Origin of the sequence: Synechococcus sp. CS-197, from assembly GCF_025128215.1 — a bacterium.
Lineage (GTDB): Bacteria > Cyanobacteriota > Cyanobacteriia > PCC-6307 > Cyanobiaceae > Synechococcus_C.
Genome location: NZ_JAHLZC010000017.1, coordinates 19,329 through 37,548, shown reverse-complemented (window position 1 = coordinate 37,548; position 18,220 = coordinate 19,329). Strand labels below are relative to the sequence as shown.

Below are 18,220 nucleotides of genomic sequence, written 5' to 3'. Positions count from 1 at the left end.
TAACCGATCCCAGTCAGAGCAGCAGTCCCTCATCGACCAAGGTCTTCAACCGGTCCACAAGCTCGGGATCATCAAGCTGCTCAAGTGCGGTGCGTGCCTCATCGCGAACCGTCGCCTCACGATCCTGGAGCAGTGCGCCGACAAACGCCTCAACCACCTGATCCTGCCGAGGTTTCACCAGATGGTCATGCAAACGGGACAGGGCCCAGATGCAATTGCTGCGCACAACGGGCTCACTGTCGATCTGAAGGCTCACAAGCAACTGCCCCGCTGCCAAATCGGCCTTCGCAGGCGAGGTGCTGCCGGCCTCAGCCAGGGAAACAGAAGCCCAGAGGCGCACCGATGCCACATCGGTTTGCAGCGCATGGATCAACGGATTGAGCACTGGAGCGTCCGAGTAGTTACCCAGACTCCAGGCAGTGGCCTTGCGCACATAGGCGTTGCTGTCCAGCTTGAGCAGCTGGAGCAAGGGCTGAACCGCCTGCGCTGAAGGATTCCGTCCCAGGGCGTACACCGCGCTCATGCGCACGACGGGACAAAACTCTTCCAACAGCGGCAGCAGCAGGGGAACGGCGCGGGGATCCCTGTGTTCACAGAACACACGCAGACCCTGCAACCACTGGTCATGGCCCTGTTGCAGCCATTCCAGTCCTTCATCACAGGCTCTGGCGGCCAGAAGGGCATCATGCTCTGGGTCATCCAGAGCAATCTCATCAAGGGGATCCCCGACCAGCTCAGCGGCTAGCTCATTGGCGAGCACATCCGGATCGATCGCCAGATCGGCCATCGCATCATTCTTTTTGGAGCTGAATGCGTCACCCATGTGCCGATCGTAATCTCAGCTCATGGGTGCGGGAGCGAGCATGTCCCCGGGAAGCCAGATGCGGGCACTGACGGCCACCAGGGCCAGAGCGAACAAGGCCACGATCAGGATGGGCAGCAGGGTGGATCGAAAGAACGCCACAACGTTGAACATTTCGGCTCATTCTGACTGCCAGAGCACCGAAGCCACGCTCAGACCAGCGTGACGGCACGCCCTGTCCTGCGCAGCATCAGCAGACTGATAGCAGCAACAACCAGCCCCATCCAACCGATCACCTGCTGGTGCAGCAGAAAGGCTCCCGAACCCAGGAGAGCCCCGAACAGAATCCCGGAGCTGAACAGAAAACGGGCCAGCAGTGTCGACAACGTTTCAGCGGCCTGAACATCCCAGCGACGACGCCACTGGTCCCAGCCGGGTCCAGGCGGGCGCACCGTTTGCACGAAGCGTTCGAGCACGTCAGGGGATTCCGGTGGCGTCAGCAGCATCACCGTCAGCCAGACCAATGCCGTCAACCCAGTCGTGACCATCAAGCGCTGGCCGTAATCAGCGATCTGCAGAAGGGGAACGACCGATGTCAGTAAACCCACCACGAAGCCGCAGAGCATGGCGGCGAGTTCAGCGGCGGCATTGATCCGCCACCAGAACCAACGCAGCACCAGCACCACACCAGGGCCGGTGCCGATGGCGATCACCAGCCGAAAAACAGTGCCGATGCTGTCGCTGATTAAAGCCGTGATCACGCCCAACACGAGCAAGATCACACTCATCAGCTGACCCACCAGCAAGAGCTCCCGCTGGGAGGCGTTCGGGCGCAGGAAGCGTTGATACAGGTCGTGGGTCAGGTAGCTGGCGCCCCAGTTCACCGACGTACTCACCGTGCTCATGAAGGCGGCCACCAGAGACACCACAACGAGGCCGAGCACCACAGGCGGAAGGAACTGCACAGCCAGAGTCGGATAGCTGAGCTCCCAGTCCGCCTGATCGGGAAGCAGCACCAACGCCGCCAGGGCAACGAGCACCCAGAGCCAGCTGCGCACGAGGTAGTTCACCACCAGAAACACCCAGCCCGCGAGGCGTGCCTCCTGCTCATTGCGGGTGGCCAGCATGCGTTGGATGAACTCTCCACCGCCGTCACTGCGGCGGAAACTCCACCATTGCACGGTCAAGTAGGCCAAGAAGGTGGACACGCTGATCCCAGCGCCGCCGATCCAGTTGAAACCGTTGTCCTCCCAGCGCCAGGGAACGATGGAGAGCAATTCAGGCCGGCCCAAAGCCTCCAGTTGCTCCAGGAGGGGCCCCATTCCTCCAGCAGCGTGCACCGCCGCCCAGGCAACGGCCGCAGCACCGAGCAAAGCCAGGATCAATTGAATGAAATCCGTGATCACCACAGCCCAGAGCCCCCCGGCCACGGTGTAAGCCAGCACCAGGGCTGCCACGATGATCAAAAGGAGAAGCGTGTCGGACACACCACCGGCCGCGGGAACGGGCTGATCGGAGACGATGCCCAGAGCACCAACCACCTTGCGCATGGCCAGGAACGCGTAGCCGATCCCAATGCAATTCACAGGGAGTGCCAGCAGAAAGGCCTTGATTCCCCGCAACCAGGCAGCAGCAGCACCCCCGTAGCGCAGTTCGGTGAAGGCCGCATCGGTGAGAACTCCACTGCGGCGCCAAAGGGGCGCAAAGACCACCGCCATCGCCACGTGCGCGAGACCGAATCCCCACCACTCCCAGTTGGCTGCCAGTCCCCGCGTCCCAACAATGCCTGCCACGTAGAGCGGGGTATCGATGGAAAAGGTGGTCGCAGCCATGGACGCACCGGCCAACCAGCCGCTGAGCCGGCGACCGGCCACGAAATAGTCGTCTTCGTCGCGGTTTCGCCTGGCCAGCCAGAGCCCCAGAACCAGCGTGCTGGCCAGATAGGCGACCAGGATCAACCAATCAATGCGCGCCATGGGGACGAACGGTGATCCGCTGAGTCTCCCTTACTTCTGGCGGGAACGCCTCAGCTGCCCGCAGGCTGCATCCTGATCAAGCCCGCGGCTGGCACGCAGGCTCACGGCCACCCCACGGCTTTCCAGCACGCGCCGAAATCCCTCGATGCGATCCCGCGTGGGACGCTGAAATTCCTCTTCCTCGATTGGGTTGTAGGCGATCAGATTCACGTGACTCTGGAAACCACCCACCCGATCCGCCAGTTCCTCGGCATGGGCTGGGTGGTCATTGAGGCCACCCAACAGGATGTATTCGAAGCTCACCCGCCTGCCGGTGATGGCCAGGTAGTGCCGGCAATCATCCAACAGCGCGTCGTAGGGGTAGGCATGCGCCGTGGGGATCAGCTCTTCCCTGAGGCTCTGATTCGGAGCATGCAAACTCACCGCCAGGGTGAACTGAGCGCGACCGAGCCGCTCCATGGCCAGTTCCGCCAGCCTTGGCAACGTGCGTGGCACTCCCACCGTGCTCACCGTGATCCGGCGCTGACCGATTCCGAGATCATCGTTGAGACAACGAATGGCATCCAGCACCGCCTCGATGTTCAACAGCGGTTCCCCCATGCCCATGAACACCACATGGGATGGTCGGCGCTCCATCACCTCACGCACGCTCAGCACCTGGGCAACGATCTCGTGGGTGTACAGCGAGCGTTGCAGCCCCCCTTTGCCGGTAGCGCAGAAACGGCAAGCCATGGGGCATCCCACCTGGCTTGACACACAGACAGTGAGGCGCTGATCCGTGGGGATGCCAACGGTCTCCAGCGTTTCGCCGTCGTCGGTTCCCAGGAGAAGTTTGGTGGTGGCATCACCGGCCACCTTGCGGTCCTGCTCCTTCAAGCGTCCGATGATCACCCCTTTGTCTTGAAGGGATGCTCTCCACGCTTTCGGGAGCACCGTGATGTCCTGCAGATCGCAGGCTCCCTTGGCGTAAAGCCAATCATGAAGCTGTCGGCCCCGGAAGGCGGATTGTCCCTGCGAGACAGCCCAACGTTCAAGCTCGGATGCACCGAGCCCAAGCAGTGTTTTGGACTGCGCAGTGCTGATCACCAGATCAGCAGTCCGTGGCCGAGCTTGATCTCCACCGCCAGGAGTGCGATGAACCCGAGCATGGCAGCACGGCCATTCAGCCGTTCGGTATGGGTGTGAAACCCATACCGGGGAAGACGACGGACGGGGATCGTGGTGGGTTCAATCATGAGCAGGGCTGACCTGGAGGGACAGTTTGGGGAGATTGGGAAGACGATCGCGATTCATGGCGCACGCATCATTCATCACTGAGAAGCCCCTCTTCCTGCAGACCCTCCACGGCTTCAGCATCCACCACTTGCTCCTCCTTCAGCTCATTGTCGGCATCAGGACGGGCAAAAGCTGCGAAGTTGCTGCCAGCTTCAATGCCGTGGCGACTGCGGGTGGCCTCCATGTCGGCATCGCTGGGATCGTCTAAGACCGCCGTAGCATCACCCGCTGGTGCAGCAGGCATGTCCACGGTGTAGTCAGGGCGAAGGTTTTGCATGCGGCGGTAGCCAGCCGGATCCTCGGCAAGGATGTCGGGGTGCGGACCGGCTTCAGCCTTGAGCTCCTCCTCAAAGCCGCTGAACCCGGTACCAGCGGGAATCAGGCGACCGATGATCACGTTTTCCTTAAGGCCGCGCAGCCAATCGCTCTTGCCTTCGATGGCCGCTTCGGTGAGCACACGGGTGGTTTCCTGGAAGGACGCTGCAGAGATGAAGCTGTCGGTGTTCAGGGACGCCTTGGTGATACCCAGCAGAACGGGAGTGAACTCGGCAGGAGCTCCTCCAGTGATCGACATGGCCTGATTGGTGTCTTCCACCTGACGGAGCTCGATCAACTCACCGGGCAGCAGGGTGGTATCCCCCGCATCCTCAACACGCACCTTGCTGGTCATCTGACGCACAATCACCTCGATGTGTTTGTCGTCGATGGACACGCCCTGGGACTTGTAGACGTTCTGAACCTCGGTCACCAGACGGTGCTGGAGCTTGGCGATGGCTTCCTGCGCCGCGTCCATCAAGGGCTTGCGGCTGCGCAGATCCTCGAAGAAACACTCCAGCAGCTCGTGGGGATTGATGGGTCCGTCCGTCAGCAACTCACCGGCCGTGACCTGCTGACTGTCACTCACCATCACGTTGCGCCCCAGGAGAATGGGGTACTCGGAGACAGCGTCGTCGGCCTCGATCACCGTCACCGTGGTGTTCTCATCGTCTTCACCTTGCTTGATCTCAACGGTTCCTGGCTTTTTGCAGAGAATCGCTGATTCGCGCGGACGGCGAGCTTCCAGCAGTTCCTCGATCCTGGGCAGACCCTGAACGATGTCACCTGTCTTCTGGCGTTCGAACACCAGGAGAGCGAGGCCATCACCGCGCTGCACCAGATCACCGTCACGGACGTGCAGCAAGGAATCCGGCGAGACCATGTAAGGCCGGCCGAGGCGCAGGGTGACGCTCGTGCTGTCAACCTTCTCAACCTCACCACAGCAGTCGGAGGGTTGACCAGCGGCGAGTTCTTCTCCGTCCACGATCCGCTGACCGACCGTTACGACGGGCTGGGAGTTGGTGGAGATGGTGAGGGTGTCTTCCGGACGCTCCACGATCAATCGGCGCACAGGCTCGTCGGCTGTGGCCTCAGGCATCTGGGCGACACCCTCCTGCTTGCAAAGGATCTGGGTGGTGGCAATCACCTCACCAGCCTTGATCGACTGACCATCCTCCACCTGAAGCTCGGTGTGGGTGGATCCGTGACTGGAGTCGGAAATGGTGTCACGGCGAACAAGAATGCTCTCGAGGATCACCAGCTGAAGACGTTCGATCGTCTTGGCCCGCTTGTCGGGGACCGCTTCCACATCCACAGTCATCTGAGGAGTGGTGTCAAAGGTCTCCAGCATCAACTGCGTCCGCAGCAGCTCAACACCCTCCACAGACTTAACCAGTTCGTTGTCCTTGAAGGCGAGACGCTGGCTGGCCTTGAGGCCAAGGTGCGGTCCATTGGGCTGTTTGACATGACCCAGATCAGGCAGCTGAGCCTCATTGGGAATCGTGTACTCCTCAACGGGGCGGAGGAGCAGACCGCTGCCTTCCGGTGTTTCCACCGTCTGGACATACACCATGGTTTCGGTACTGATGCCCTTGGCGATTGGCTCGCCGGGATTGACCATCACGCCATCACCCTGGAAGCGCTCCAGCGCTTTCTTTTCGGTGCAGAGATGGAAGCTGCCGCTACGAACGATGATCTCGCGAAGGATGTCGTTCTTCTGGGTGACGGTGACGATGCCAGCGGTCTGACTGAAGATGTCCTTGACCACCTCGGTGCCGGCCTCAATCCACTGGCCGTCCGTGATCATCAACAGAGAGATGTCCTTGTTGATCTCATGGGTCTCCTGGGGAATCCAGAGCAAGGTTCCACCCTTGTTCACCTCGTAACCGTTCTTGGCAGAACGGGCTTTCTTGATCGCCAGTCCAGGAGCGAATCGCACCAGTCCACCGGTCTGGGTGCGGAAGCGGTCGTCGTTGAGTTCCGCAACCACTTCGCCACTGCCGATCTTGCTGCCCGGGATGGTGTTGAGGCGATAACGGGTGCCGTCCTTGGCCTCCAGATTCCAGATCTCTCCAGCATGGGTTGACTCACCCTGCAGTTTGAAATCCCTGAGGGTCATGGCGGTTGTGACAATCTGCACCTCACGGGAATCGCCGAGAGCTTCCCGCAGACGAATCGCACCGCCGTACTCGCTGGCCTGGCTCGCCTCGGCGAGCACCTGGCCCTCCGTCACGGTTGCACCGGCAGTCACCACCGGACGCGCATTGGGCGGCAGGTTGTACACATCTCCGGCCAGGACCCACATCCGGCCCAGTCGCTGAGCCTTGTGGGTGATGTTGCCCTGACGGTCGGTGACCTCCCGGGGCTGGATCGAGGGGTCATAGCTGACCTGACCGGCCAGGTCACAGATCACGTCCTTGGTGGCCTTCTCCACACTTTTCTTCACCGCGCCGGCTGCGATCTGGGCAACGGTGACATCGGCGTCGATGGCCTGACCGTTGTCCACAAAGAGCAGAGAGCCGTTGGTGATCTCAATCTTCTGGGGTTTGCCCTTACCGGATGGCTGGATCGTGAGATTGAAATCAACCTCTGCCTGCTGAGCGTTAACGCCATGGGGGGTGCGGTACGGGCGCACACGCGCCTTGGCACCGAATTCCACCGTTCCTTCCAGCTTTGAGCGCACCACGCCGGTCTCGGCGGTGGACACACCCCCGGTGTGGAACGTCCGCATGGTGAGCTGGGTTCCCGGCTCACCAATGGACTGAGCAGCAATGATGCCGACGGCCTCTCCGAGGTCCACCAGCTCGTTGTGAGCCAGCGCCCACCCGTAGCACTTGCGGCAAACGGAACGATTGGCCTCGCAGGTGAGCGGTGAACGCACGCTCACCGCTTGAACAGCGGCTTTCTCGAAGCGTTTCGACAGGGGTGGATCGATTTCGGTATTGCGCTCAGCCAACACCTCTCCATCAGCACCCACCACCTGATCGGCGGTGAGACGTCCCACCAGTCGGTTGCCGTACTTGCCGTCTTCCGCCTTCACCAGGATGCAGCGGCTGGTGCCGCAGTCGTCCTCACGGACGATCACGTCCTGAGCCACATCCACGAGTCGGCGGGTGAGGTAGCCGGAGTCGGCGGTGCGCAGAGCTGTATCAACCAGGCCCTTGCGAGCGCCGTACGAGGAGATCACGTACTCCGTAACGGTGAGTCCCTCACGGAAATTGGTACGGATCGGCAAGTCGATGATCTCCCCCTGAGGGTTGGCCATCAGGCCGCGCATGCCCACCAACTGGCGCACCTGGGACATGTTTCCCCTGGCGCCGGAGTTGGCCATCATCCACACGGAATTGAGCGGATCGTTCTGGTTGAAGTTCTTCTTGACCGCATCAACCAGACGCTCATTGGTCTCTGTCCAGGTGTCGATCACCTTGGTGTGACGCTCAACCTCCGTAATCACACCGAGGCGATAGGACTCCTCCGTGGCAGTGATCAGCTCTTCAGCCTGTCCCAGGAGGTTCTGCTTCGCTTCCGGAACCTTGAGGTCGTTCACGGAGATGGAGACCGCCGCCTGGGTGGCATAACGAAATCCGAGATCCTTGAGCTGGTCGGCCATGGCCGAGGTGGCCGCGGTGCCGTGATGCTTGTAAGCCCAAGCCACCAGCTGCTTCAGCCCCTTCTTGTCCACAACACGGTTGCGGAAGGGAGGGGGCGTTTTGGCCAGTGGACGGGTCTCGGGAGCGGAGGCAGCAGCCTTAGCAGCCTTGGATCCCTTGGAAGACTTGCGGGACTTGGAAGGAGTGGAAGTCATGACAGCGCGGAGTGGAGAGGAATGAGAAGACGAGCGAATCGAAGTTGAGCGTCAGGTGGCTGCCACCGCGTCGATGATCGTGTGATTCATCACCACGCGGCCCACGGTGGTGAGGATGTAACGGCTGATCAGCGCGCCATCGTCATCAAAGCGGTCTCTGCGGTACGTCCACTGCTCAAACCGGGTGCCATCGGAGAGCGTTTCACTGCTCACGGGTTCTTCACGCTCATCGTCGTCTTCAACCTCACCGTTGAAGCGCACCCACACCCAGTCGTGCAGACCGAGGCGCTTGTCCTCGAACGCGTGAATCACATCCTCAAGATCTGAGAAGGTGCGGGAACGATCGCCAAAATCAACCGGTTGAACGTCGGGCTGCAGGGCGGTGAGGTAGTAGGCGCCCAGAACCATGTCCTGAGAAGGCGTGATGATCGGTTCGCCGGTCGCAGGAGAGAGGATGTTGTTGCTGGCCAGCATCAACATGCGTGCCTCGGTCTGGGCTTCGATGGCCAGGGGCACGTGCACAGCCATCTGGTCGCCGTCGAAGTCAGCGTTGAAAGCTGGGCAGACCAGGGGATGAAGCTGAATGGCGCGACCGTCGACCAGCTTGGGTTCGAAGGCCTGGATACCGAGCCGGTGGAGCGTGGGCGCGCGGTTGAGCATGATCGGGTGCCCGTCGATCACTTCCTGCAGCACCTGCATCACTTCATCGTCAGCACGCTGAATGAGCTTCTTGGCTGCCTTGATGTTGTTGACGATGTTCTGACGGATCAAACGATGGATCACGAACGGCTGGAAGAGCTCGATCGCCATCTCCTTGGGAAGACCGCACTGGTGCATCTTCAACTTGGGACCGACCACAATCACGGATCGGCCGGAGTAATCGACACGCTTGCCGAGCAGGTTCTGCCGGAAACGACCTTGCTTGCCTTCGATGATGTCGCTGAGGGACTTCAGAGGGCGATTGTTGGCACCAACCACCGTGCGACCACGGCGACCGTTGTCGATCAGAGCGTCAACAGCCTCCTGCAGCATCCGCTTCTCGTTGCGGACGATGATTTCTGGAGCCAGGATTTCCTGGAGCCTGGCCAGACGGTTGTTGCGGTTGATGACCCTGCGATAAAGATCATTCAGATCGGAGGTTGCGAAACGACCACCGTCGAGCTGCACCATCGGGCGCAGATCGGGTGGAATCACCGGAATCACGTCCAACACCATCCACTCCGGACGGGCGTTGGTGGCGATGAAGTTGTCGATCACGCGCAGACGCTTGATCAACTTCGCCCGCTTCTGTCCCTTGCTGCCGGCGATCTCCTCGCGCAGCTGCTCGGCCACCTCGTCGAGGGTGAGATCTTCAAGCAACTGCTTGAGAGCCTCGGCGCCGATGCCCACAACGGGCTCATTTTCAATCTCTGAATCTTCGGCGTAGATCTCATCTTCGATTTCCAGCCACTCATCTTCGGTGAGAAGCTGCTTGTATTTCAGGTCCTTGTGGTCACCGGGATCCAGCACCACATAGCAGTTGAAATAAACGATCTGCTCAACGTCCCGCAGGGGCATATCCAGCAGGATGGCCACATAGCTGGGGATGCCCTTGAGGTACCAGACGTGGGACACGGGGGCCGCGAGCTTGATGAAGCCCATGCGGTGACGACGCACGCGGCTCTCGGTCACCTCCACACCACAACGTTCACAAACGATGCCGCGGTGGCGAACACGTTTGTATTTGCCGCAGTGACACTCCCAATCTTTGGATGGCCCGAAGATTTTTTCGCAGAACAAGCCGTCCATCTCCGGCTTCAGGGTGCGGTAATTGATCGTTTCGGGCTTGGTGACCTCACCCACCACCTGGCCGTTGGGAAGGGTGCGTTGCCCCCACTCCATCACCCGGTCAGGTGATGCAAGGGTGATCTTGACGTAGTCGAAGTGGTTTTCGGTGCGGAGATTGCTGTTGGTCATTGACGGTTAAAGGAGAAGAAGCGTTGTGTCAGATCGTTCGTCAGTCCGTCAGTCCTCGTCGTAATCCGCGACGCCGAGGGATTCATAGGTCGGACGACTTGGGGTGCTGCGACGCGGATTCACGTCTTGCATGAGATCCACCTCCTTGCCTTCATCAGTGAACACAGCGATGTCCAGACCCAGGGACTGGAGTTCGCGCATCAACACCTTGAAGGATTCCGGTGTGCCGGGCCTGGGGATCGGCTTGCCCTTCACGATGGCGTTCAGAGCCTCATTCCGTCCCTGCATGTCGTCGGACTTGACCGTGAGCAGTTCCTGCAGGGTGTAGGCCGCGCCATAGGCCTCAAGCGCCCACACCTCCATCTCTCCGAGACGCTGGCCACCCTGCTGAGCCTTACCGCCCAGGGGTTGCTGCGTCACCAAGGAGTAAGGACCGGTGGAACGGGCGTGGATCTTGTCGTCGACCAGGTGGACCAGCTTGAGGAAGTGGGAATAACCCACGGCCACGGGCTGATCGAAGGGCTCGCCGCTGCGGCCATCGATCAGTTGAAGCTTGCCGGGATCATCCGGGTTGTAAATCCATTCCTTACCGGGTTGCTTGGCAGCCTCCTTGAGGAAGGTCTCCACCGTCTGCTGCGACTTTTCAGCCCCATACATCTCGTCAAACGGCACCACCTTCACGCGGCAATCAAGATTGGCGGCGGCCCAGCCCATCAGCAGCTCGAAGACCTGACCCACGTTCATCCGGCTCGGCACGCCCAGGGGGTTCAGCACGATGTCAACCGGGGTGCCATCGGGCAGATAGGGCATGTCCTCCCGGGGAAGAATGCGGCTGATGATTCCCTTGTTGCCATGACGGCCGGCCATCTTGTCGCCGACCTGGATCTTGCGGCGTTGCGCCACATACACCCTCACCACCATGTTGGCGCCGGGGGGCAGTTCATCACCTTGCTCACGGGTGTAGATGCGCACATCCACGACCCTGCCGCGCTCAGTGCTGGGAACGCGCAAGGAGTTATCGCGAACGTCACGCGCTTTCTCTCCAAAGATCGCTCGGAGCAGCTTTTCCTCAGGTGGCTGGTCGGACTCACCCTTGGGCGTGACCTTGCCAACCAGGATGTCGCCACTTTCAACAAAGGCGCCGATGCGGATGATGCCCATCTCATCGAGATTGCCCAGGCTTTCTTCCGCAACATTGGGAATTTCCCTGGTGATCTCTTCCGGTCCAAGCTTGGTCTGTCGGGCCTCAATCTCGTACTTCTCGATGTGCACCGAGGTGTACAAATCATCATTGACCAGACGCTCACTCACGAGGATTGCGTCCTCGTAGTTGTATCCCTCCCAAGGCATGTAAGCGATCAGCACATTCTGACCAAGGGCAATCTCACCGCCTTCGCAAGCCGAGCCATCAGCCAGAACCTGACCAACAATCACCGGATCGCCCTGACGCACGATCGGGCGCTGGTTCAGGCAGGTGTCCTGATTTGAACGCTGGTATTTCTGCAGGTAGTGGGAGTGATCAACACCCTCTTCATCGCGGACGACGATCGCGGTGGCGTCCACGAAGGTCACGGTGCCGTTGACCCGGGAAATGGGGACCATGCCGGAGTCGCGGGCCACCTGGGTTTCCAGACCCGTGCCGACCAGAGGGCGTTCGGGACGCAGCAGGGGGACCGCCTGACGCTGCATGTTTGATCCCATCAGGGCACGGTTGGCGTCGTCGTGCTCCAGGAACGGAATCAGCGAGGTAGCAACGGAAATCACCTGCACGGGTGAAAGCTGCACATAATCCACCTGCTCAGGCGGCACCTTCTCGAAATCCTGGCGGTAGCGAACAGGGATGAGGTCAGCCAGGATCGCCCCATCGCTGTCGGTGGCGACATCACCAGGGGCCACACGGCACTCATCCTCCAGATCAGCGGAGAGATAGATGGGATCACCCTGCTTCAAAACGCGACCGTTCTCAACCTTCCAGAACGGTGTTTCGATGAAGCCGTACTCATTCACCCGGGCATGGGTGGCCAGGGAGTTGATCAGACCAGCATTCGGACCTTCAGGCGTTTCGATCGGGCAAAGGCGGCCGTAGTGAGAAGGGTGGATGTCGCGCACGGCGAAGCCAGCTCTTTCCCGGGTGAGACCTCCAGGGCCGAGGGCGGAGATGCGGCGCTTGTGCGTGAGCTCAGCCAGCGGGTTCGTTTGATCCATGAACTGGCTCAACTGACTCGAGCCGAAGAATTCCTTGATCGCCGCAACCAGCGGCTTGGGATTCACCAGCTGCGCAGGGGTGAGGGAATCGGTCTCACCGACGGTCATCCGCTCTTTGATGATGCGCTCGAGCCGATTGAGACCCACGCGCACCTGGTTCTGCAGGAGTTCGCCAACGGAGCGCACGCGACGGTTGCCGAGATGATCGATGTCATCGAGGCTGGCACCGCCCACATCGAGCTCGAGATTGATCAGATAGTCGAGGGTGGAGAGAACATCCTCATGGGTCAGCGTGCGAACCGAATCCGGAATCGTGAGGCGAAGCTTTTTGTTGATCTTGTACCGGCCAACCCGGCCGAGGTCGTAGCGCTTGGGATCGAAGAAACGGGTCTGGAGAAGCTGCTGACCGCCACTCACCGAGGGAGGCTCGCCCGGACGCAGCTTCTTGTAAAGCTCCAGGAGGGCTTGGTCTTCAGAACTGATGCCTTCGTCGTTGGCCGCTTCAATCGACTTCTTGTAGTACTCCGGATGACGGAGCTTGTCGATCACATCGTTATCAGACAAGCCCATGGCGCGCATCAGCACGTGGGCATTGATCTTCCGAGTCTTATCAACACGAACATGCAACAGATCGTTCTTATCTGTTTCAAACTTCAGCCAAGCGCCTCGGTTCGGAATCACGCTCGCGTTATAAGTACGGCGCCCGTTTTTATCCTGCTCGTCTTTGAAATAAACACCAGGGCTACGCACGATCTGATTCACGATCACGCGCTCAGCGCCATTGATGATGAACGTGCCACGCTCGGTCATCAGCGGGAGCTCACCGATGAACACCTCCTGCTCCTTGATCTCACCGGTCTCCTTGTTGACCAGCCGGCAAGTCACATACATCTGAGAGGCGAAGGTGGCATCGCGGCGCTTGGCCTCTTCGACATCGTGACGGGGACGCTTGAGCCGGTACTCGCTGCCGACGAAATGAAGCTCGAGCTTCCCGGTGTAGTCGGTGATCGGAGAGAAACTCTCCAGTTCTTCGATCAGGCCCTTCTCCAGGAACCACTTGAAACTGGCCCGCTGCACCTCCACCAGATCAGGGAGATAGGTGGCGGTCTTGGCGACCTGAATCGCGCTGCTGCTCATGCGGAGACCTGCAGTATCAGAAGGTGGACGTAAGGGCCTGAGGGGAAGAACTGAACGGACCGAGGGAGCGTGCAACCAGACAGCAAAGTCGCTCCCCGAGGGGGAACAACAACCGCAACACTGGTTTCAGAACACTCGGGTCAGAACAGCTGACGTCGTCAATGCACCGATCGGTAATGGACGCTTCGGAAGCCAGAGAACAGAGAACTGCATCCGGCCAGGCCAATAAAACATCTTACACTTCCGCCCCAAGGTCGCTTTTGATGGTCAGGGAAGCTTGAAAAGCGCCCTTGCGTTGGTCGTGCTGCTCATGGCCACGTCTTCGAGGGATTGCTCTCTGAGCTCGGCGACCCGGGAGGCCACCGCCGCAACGAAGGCGGGCTCGTTGCGCTTCCCCCGACGCGGGACCGGCGCCAGGAAGGGGCAATCCGTTTCCACCAGAAAGCGATCTTGAGGCACTTGCCTGGCGCAGTCGTGGGTGGGCAAGGCCTTCGGGAAGGTGACCGTGCCGCTGAAACTGATGTAGAAGCCGAGATCGAGGAACTGATGCATCTCCTCCGGCGTGCCGCCCCAGCAGTGCATCACGCCAGAAGGACAGCAGCCCCGGGCCTTACGAGCACGCAATTCCTCCAGCATGGGTTCGGCGGCATCGCGGCAGTGCACGATCACAGGCAAGTTGAGCTCCACCGCCAGATCGAGTTGGGGGCGAAGAATGGCTAACTGCTCAGCAAGGTTCTTGTCACGAAAGAGATCAAGACCCAGTTCGCCGATGGCCACCACCCGCTCATCAGCGCCAGCGGCCTCTCGCAACACATTTTGAGTGTCCTCAGACCAGTGCTCCGTATCCAGGGGGTGAACTCCCACTGAATAACGCATCTCGGGGAATCGATCCGCGAGGGCGCGGATGGCGGGAATCTCCGACGGTTCTACGCAAGCATGCAACAGCGACGTAACGCCTGCGTCACGCCAACGTTCCGCTACAGCGTCAAGGTCGTCATCGAAATTTCGAAAAACGATGTGACAGTGGCTGTCGATTAAAGCGGGGACTGCCATATCGGGTTCTGAAACGCGCCTTCAGAACCCATCTTGCCGAAAGCCGAACTGAAACTGGAGTTCAGCTTGCGCTTGCGGGTGCTGGATCGATCGCCTTCTTCACCGCCACACTCAAACGAGCCTTCTGATGGGCACCTGCATTGCGGTGGAGCACACCGCGCTTCACCGCCTTGTCGATTTTGCTGAATGCAGCATTCATGCTGGCTTGCACGCTGGTCTTGGCCTCATCGCCAGGGGTGGCGTTGTAAGCCTCACAGGCACTGAAGCAGCGCTTCATCAGCGTGCGCATCGACGACTTGTACGCCTTGTTCTGAAGGCGGTTGCGCTCAGCGATCTCGACGCGCTTCTTTGAGGACTTGTTATTGGCCACAGAGCCTTTGATCTGATCGACAATCCATAACCATAGCTCAGCGTTCCCAACGTCCCTGTCACGGTCGGGCCTAACTTGTGGAAATGCATGATCAGACGTTGAACGCCCCATCGAGCCCCCCTCCAAGCAGCGAGGCGTCTGTGATCCACCGCATCGACGCGGTTGACGCTGCGGAACAGCGACTGGATCAGATCGCGACCCGCACAGCAGGGCAATCCCAGCGAAAGGCCGCGAACAGCGTCGACTCCATCCTCGACCAGGTGCGAAAGGACGGGGATCAGGCCTTGATGGCGCTCACCCAGCAGTTCGACGGATTTGTCCCCGACCCGCTTCAGGTGCCCTGCACTGACCTACAGGATGCCTGGGACGCCACCCCTGCCAACCTCAGGGATGCACTGGAGCTGGCCCACCGGCGGATCCAGGACTTCCACCAGCGCCAAAAGCCTCTGGATCTCGATGTCAAAGGGGTTCATGGTGAGCGTCTTGGGCGACGCTGGCGTCCGGTTCAGGCCGCCGGCCTCTACGTGCCTGGAGGACGGGCTTCTTACCCGAGCACGGTGCTGATGAACGCTGTGCCAGCTCGGGCTGCAGGCGTGGAACGACTGGTGATGGTGACTCCCGGCGGATCCGACGGAACCGTGAACCGCACCGTTCTCGCCGCAGCCCACTTGGCCGGCGTGCGCGAGGTGTACCGGATCGGCGGGGCTCAAGCGATTGCGGCACTGGCCTATGGCACCCAAACAATCCCTCGCGTTGACGTGATCAGCGGCCCGGGAAATATCTACGTGACCCTGGCCAAGAAGGCCGTCTACGGGCAGGTGGGGATTGATTCACTGGCAGGCCCCAGCGAAGTGTTGGTCATTGCCGATGCCTCAGCCAACGTGACCCAGGTCGCCGCCGATCTGTTGGCCCAGGCTGAACATGATCCTTTGGCGGCTGCGATCCTGCTCACGACCGCTCCCTCCCTGGCCGAAGCGCTGCCTGCTGAATTGGAGCAGCAATTGCAGAAGCACCCGCGGGAAGCCATCTGCCGGCAATCCCTGCAGGAATGGGGGCTTGTGGTGGTCTGCGACAACCTCGAAACCTGTGCAGCGCTGAGTGACCGGTTTGCCCCCGAACATCTCGAGCTTCTCGTCGAGCGCCCGCGCATGCTGGCGGACCGCATCCAGCAAGCCGGGGCCATTTTCATCGGGCCCTGGAGCCCGGAAGCGGTGGGGGATTACCTCGCCGGCCCCAATCACACCCTGCCCACCTGCGGCGCAGCCCGTTACAGCGGGGCCCTCAGCGTTGAAACCTTCATGCGGCATACATCATTGATTGAATTCAGCCGCGAGGCCCTCGACGCCACCGGTGGCGCCGTTGTGGAACTGGCTGGCAGTGAAGGACTGCACAGCCATGCCAACTCGGTGAAGGTTCGCCTTCGCTGAACTCAACCGGCCTTCTCGAGGCTGCGCGCGCTGGCAACACCACCATCGATCTGGCCGACCAGCACCTCGTCGGCCAGATTGACGAAAAGGCCGTTTTCAAGCACTCCGGGAATGTTGTTGATCTCTTTCTCGAGCGACGCGGGGTCAGCGATACCGCCTTCAAATCGCACATCCAGAACCAGATTGCCCTGATCGGTCACCACCGGACCCGCCTTGCGCGTGGCCATGCGCAGTTCGGCGTCACCGCCCATCGCTTTCAGTTGCTGGCTGATCTGAACCCAGGCTCCAGGCAGAACCTCAACAGGAAGCAAAAACCCGAGGTTCAGGCGCTCCACAAGCTTGGTGGAATCGACCACCACGATGAAACGGTCTGCGCGGGCTGCAACAAGCTTCTCTTGCACGTGGCAAGCGCCACCTCCCTTGATCAATTGGAACGCAGGGTCCACTTCATCGGCACCATCGATCGCCAGATCAATCCGGTCCACGGCGTTGAGACTGCGCAGGGGAATTCCCAACTCTGCAGCGAGAACCTCGCCTTGGAACGACGTGGTCACCCCAACGATGTCGCTCAGCTGACCAGCAGCAAGGCGTTCACCCAAACCCTTGATCATCAGCGCCGCCGTGGAGCCTGACCCCAAACCAACCACCATGCCGTCGCGGAACTGCTGCACAGCCGCATCAGCAACGGCCTGCTTCATCTGGTTTTGAAGATCCGACATGGTCTGTGAGCGATCGGCGAGACCGTAGCAAGGGTTTCAGCTCAATCCCGGCAAGGGTTCCGGTTTGACGGAAACCTGAAGATCCTGCTCTCCGCGGATGATCGACAGCGACAAGGGCTGGTTGATCTCCGCCCGGTCCACCTGCTGCAACAGATCCTGCGGGTCGTCGATGGGCACCTCGCCGGCCTGGATCACGAGATCACCCCTGCGCAGTCCCGCTCTCTGAGCTGGACTGTCCGGAAGCACAGACTGCACCAGAGCACCAGCCCGTTCCGGTAAAGCAACAAGGGCATTGGGATCCTCGTTGTGCTCCCGCGCGATGCGGGCGGTGAGGGCGATCAGCTGAACGCCGAGATAGGGGTGCACCACTTCACCGGCAGCTTGCAGCTCATCGGTCACCCGGCGAGCCAGGTTGATGGGGATGGCGAACCCCAGGCCTGCCCCAGGACCAGAGCGCACCAATGTATTGATGCCGATGACTCGACCATCAGCATTCACCAGCGGTCCACCAGAATTGCCGGGGTTGATGGCCGCATCGGTCTGAATCAGGTCGAGACGCTTGTCAGAGAAACCGAGTGTGCTGATGTTGCGGTGCAGACTGCTGACGATCCCGAGCGTGACCGTTCGCTCCAGGCCGTAAGGGGTGCCGAGGGCAATGGCCCAGTCGCCAACCTCGAGGGCTTCGGAATCACCCAGCCGTGCGGCAGGCGGCAAGGCGCTGCCTGTCAGTCGCACCAAAGCCAGATCGGTGATCGGATCACGGCCGATCACGTCGCCATCGCGTTGTTCGCCGCTGGCAAGGGTGACGTTCACCTGCTCCACCTGCTCCACCACGTGGGCATTGGTGAGAACCAGACCTTGGTTGTCGATCACCACTCCCGATCCCTGCCCGCGTTGGCGTTCAGGGCCATAACCAAAGCCGGGCTCACCGAGAAGATCTCGCAGCAGCGGATCGATCAAGTTGGGGTCAAAGGGCTGGCGCTCCACCACGCGCTCGGTGTCGATTCGGACGACGGCTGGAGCCACATCTCGCACCGCATCGGCAACGAAGCTGTGATGCCCCGGCAAACCAGCAGGGGCTGCAAGCGCCTGCATCGGTTGAAACAGGATCAACAGCAGAGCAGCAACAAGCCCCTGCAACCACACACATCTGATCATCAGTGACCGATCGAACCCCACA

At 60.5% G+C, this 18,220-nt stretch carries 13 protein-coding genes; 1 reads left to right on the top strand and 12 read right to left on the bottom strand.

Annotation, left to right across the window (positions count from 1 at the left end):
- Positions 1-13 precede the first annotated feature (13 nt).
- The 10 genes from KQ296_RS07090 to rpsT all read right to left on the bottom strand — a co-directional run bounded on the left by KQ296_RS07090 (position 14) and on the right by rpsT (position 14,894).
- A complete protein-coding gene (locus tag KQ296_RS07090; protein ID WP_011933947.1) occupies positions 14-823 on the bottom strand; it encodes a HEAT repeat domain-containing protein in 810 nt (269 codons plus the stop codon).
- A gap of 15 nt (positions 824-838) precedes the next feature.
- Positions 839-976 carry a hypothetical protein gene (locus KQ296_RS07085; RefSeq protein ID WP_259726445.1) on the bottom strand — a complete coding sequence of 46 codons (138 nt, stop codon included), beginning with the start codon at positions 974-976 and terminating at the stop codon, positions 839-841.
- 38 nt (positions 977-1,014) lie between these two features.
- Positions 1,015-2,778: a sodium:solute symporter family protein gene (locus tag KQ296_RS07080; protein ID WP_011933948.1), complete on the bottom strand. Its 1,764-nt coding sequence runs from the start codon at positions 2,776-2,778 to the stop codon at positions 1,015-1,017.
- Positions 2,779-2,808: 30 nt separating this feature from the next.
- Entirely contained in the window at positions 2,809-3,864 is a 1,056-nt protein-coding gene (gene rlmN, locus KQ296_RS07075) for a 23S rRNA (adenine(2503)-C(2))-methyltransferase RlmN (protein ID WP_011933949.1), read from the bottom strand.
- Positions 3,861-4,013 (bottom strand): high light inducible protein, encoded by a 153-nt coding sequence (locus tag KQ296_RS07070; RefSeq protein WP_011933950.1) that lies wholly within the window; start codon positions 4,011-4,013, stop codon positions 3,861-3,863. The genes rlmN and KQ296_RS07070 overlap by 4 nt, the downstream gene beginning before the upstream one ends.
- Positions 4,014-4,081: 68 nt before the next feature.
- Complete coding sequence (locus KQ296_RS07065; RefSeq protein WP_011933951.1) at positions 4,082-8,173, bottom strand: DNA-directed RNA polymerase subunit beta'; 4,092 nt, start codon at positions 8,171-8,173, stop codon at positions 4,082-4,084.
- A 51-nt stretch (positions 8,174-8,224) separates the two neighbouring features.
- Complete coding sequence (locus KQ296_RS07060; RefSeq protein WP_011933952.1) at positions 8,225-10,129, bottom strand: DNA-directed RNA polymerase subunit gamma; 1,905 nt, start codon at positions 10,127-10,129, stop codon at positions 8,225-8,227.
- A 48-nt stretch (positions 10,130-10,177) separates the two neighbouring features.
- Complete coding sequence (gene rpoB / locus KQ296_RS07055; RefSeq protein WP_011933953.1) at positions 10,178-13,471, bottom strand: DNA-directed RNA polymerase subunit beta; 3,294 nt, start codon at positions 13,469-13,471, stop codon at positions 10,178-10,180.
- Positions 13,472-13,738: 267 nt separating this feature from the next.
- On the bottom strand, positions 13,739-14,524 hold the full coding sequence (locus KQ296_RS07050; protein WP_011933954.1) for a TatD family hydrolase: 786 nt from the start codon (positions 14,522-14,524) through the stop codon (positions 13,739-13,741).
- Between the two features lie 61 nt (positions 14,525-14,585).
- Positions 14,586-14,894, bottom strand: coding sequence for a 30S ribosomal protein S20 (gene rpsT / locus KQ296_RS07045; protein ID WP_011933955.1), 309 nt, complete (start codon positions 14,892-14,894; stop codon positions 14,586-14,588).
- 83 nt (positions 14,895-14,977) lie between these two features.
- Between rpsT and hisD the strand changes: the two genes are divergently transcribed.
- Positions 14,978-16,321 (top strand): histidinol dehydrogenase, encoded by a 1,344-nt coding sequence (hisD, locus tag KQ296_RS07040; RefSeq protein WP_011933956.1) that lies wholly within the window; start codon positions 14,978-14,980, stop codon positions 16,319-16,321.
- A 2-nt stretch (positions 16,322-16,323) separates the two neighbouring features.
- On the opposite strand, the gene rpiA is transcribed toward hisD, so the two are convergent.
- Together rpiA and KQ296_RS07030 are read right to left on the bottom strand one after the other, a co-directional pair.
- Complete coding sequence (gene rpiA, locus KQ296_RS07035) at positions 16,324-17,040, bottom strand: ribose-5-phosphate isomerase RpiA (protein WP_011933957.1); 717 nt, start codon at positions 17,038-17,040, stop codon at positions 16,324-16,326.
- Positions 17,041-17,076: 36 nt separating this feature from the next.
- On the bottom strand, positions 17,077-18,135 hold the full coding sequence (locus KQ296_RS07030) for a trypsin-like peptidase domain-containing protein (protein ID WP_259726440.1): 1,059 nt from the start codon (positions 18,133-18,135) through the stop codon (positions 17,077-17,079).
- Between the last annotated feature and the right edge of the window lie 85 nt (positions 18,136-18,220).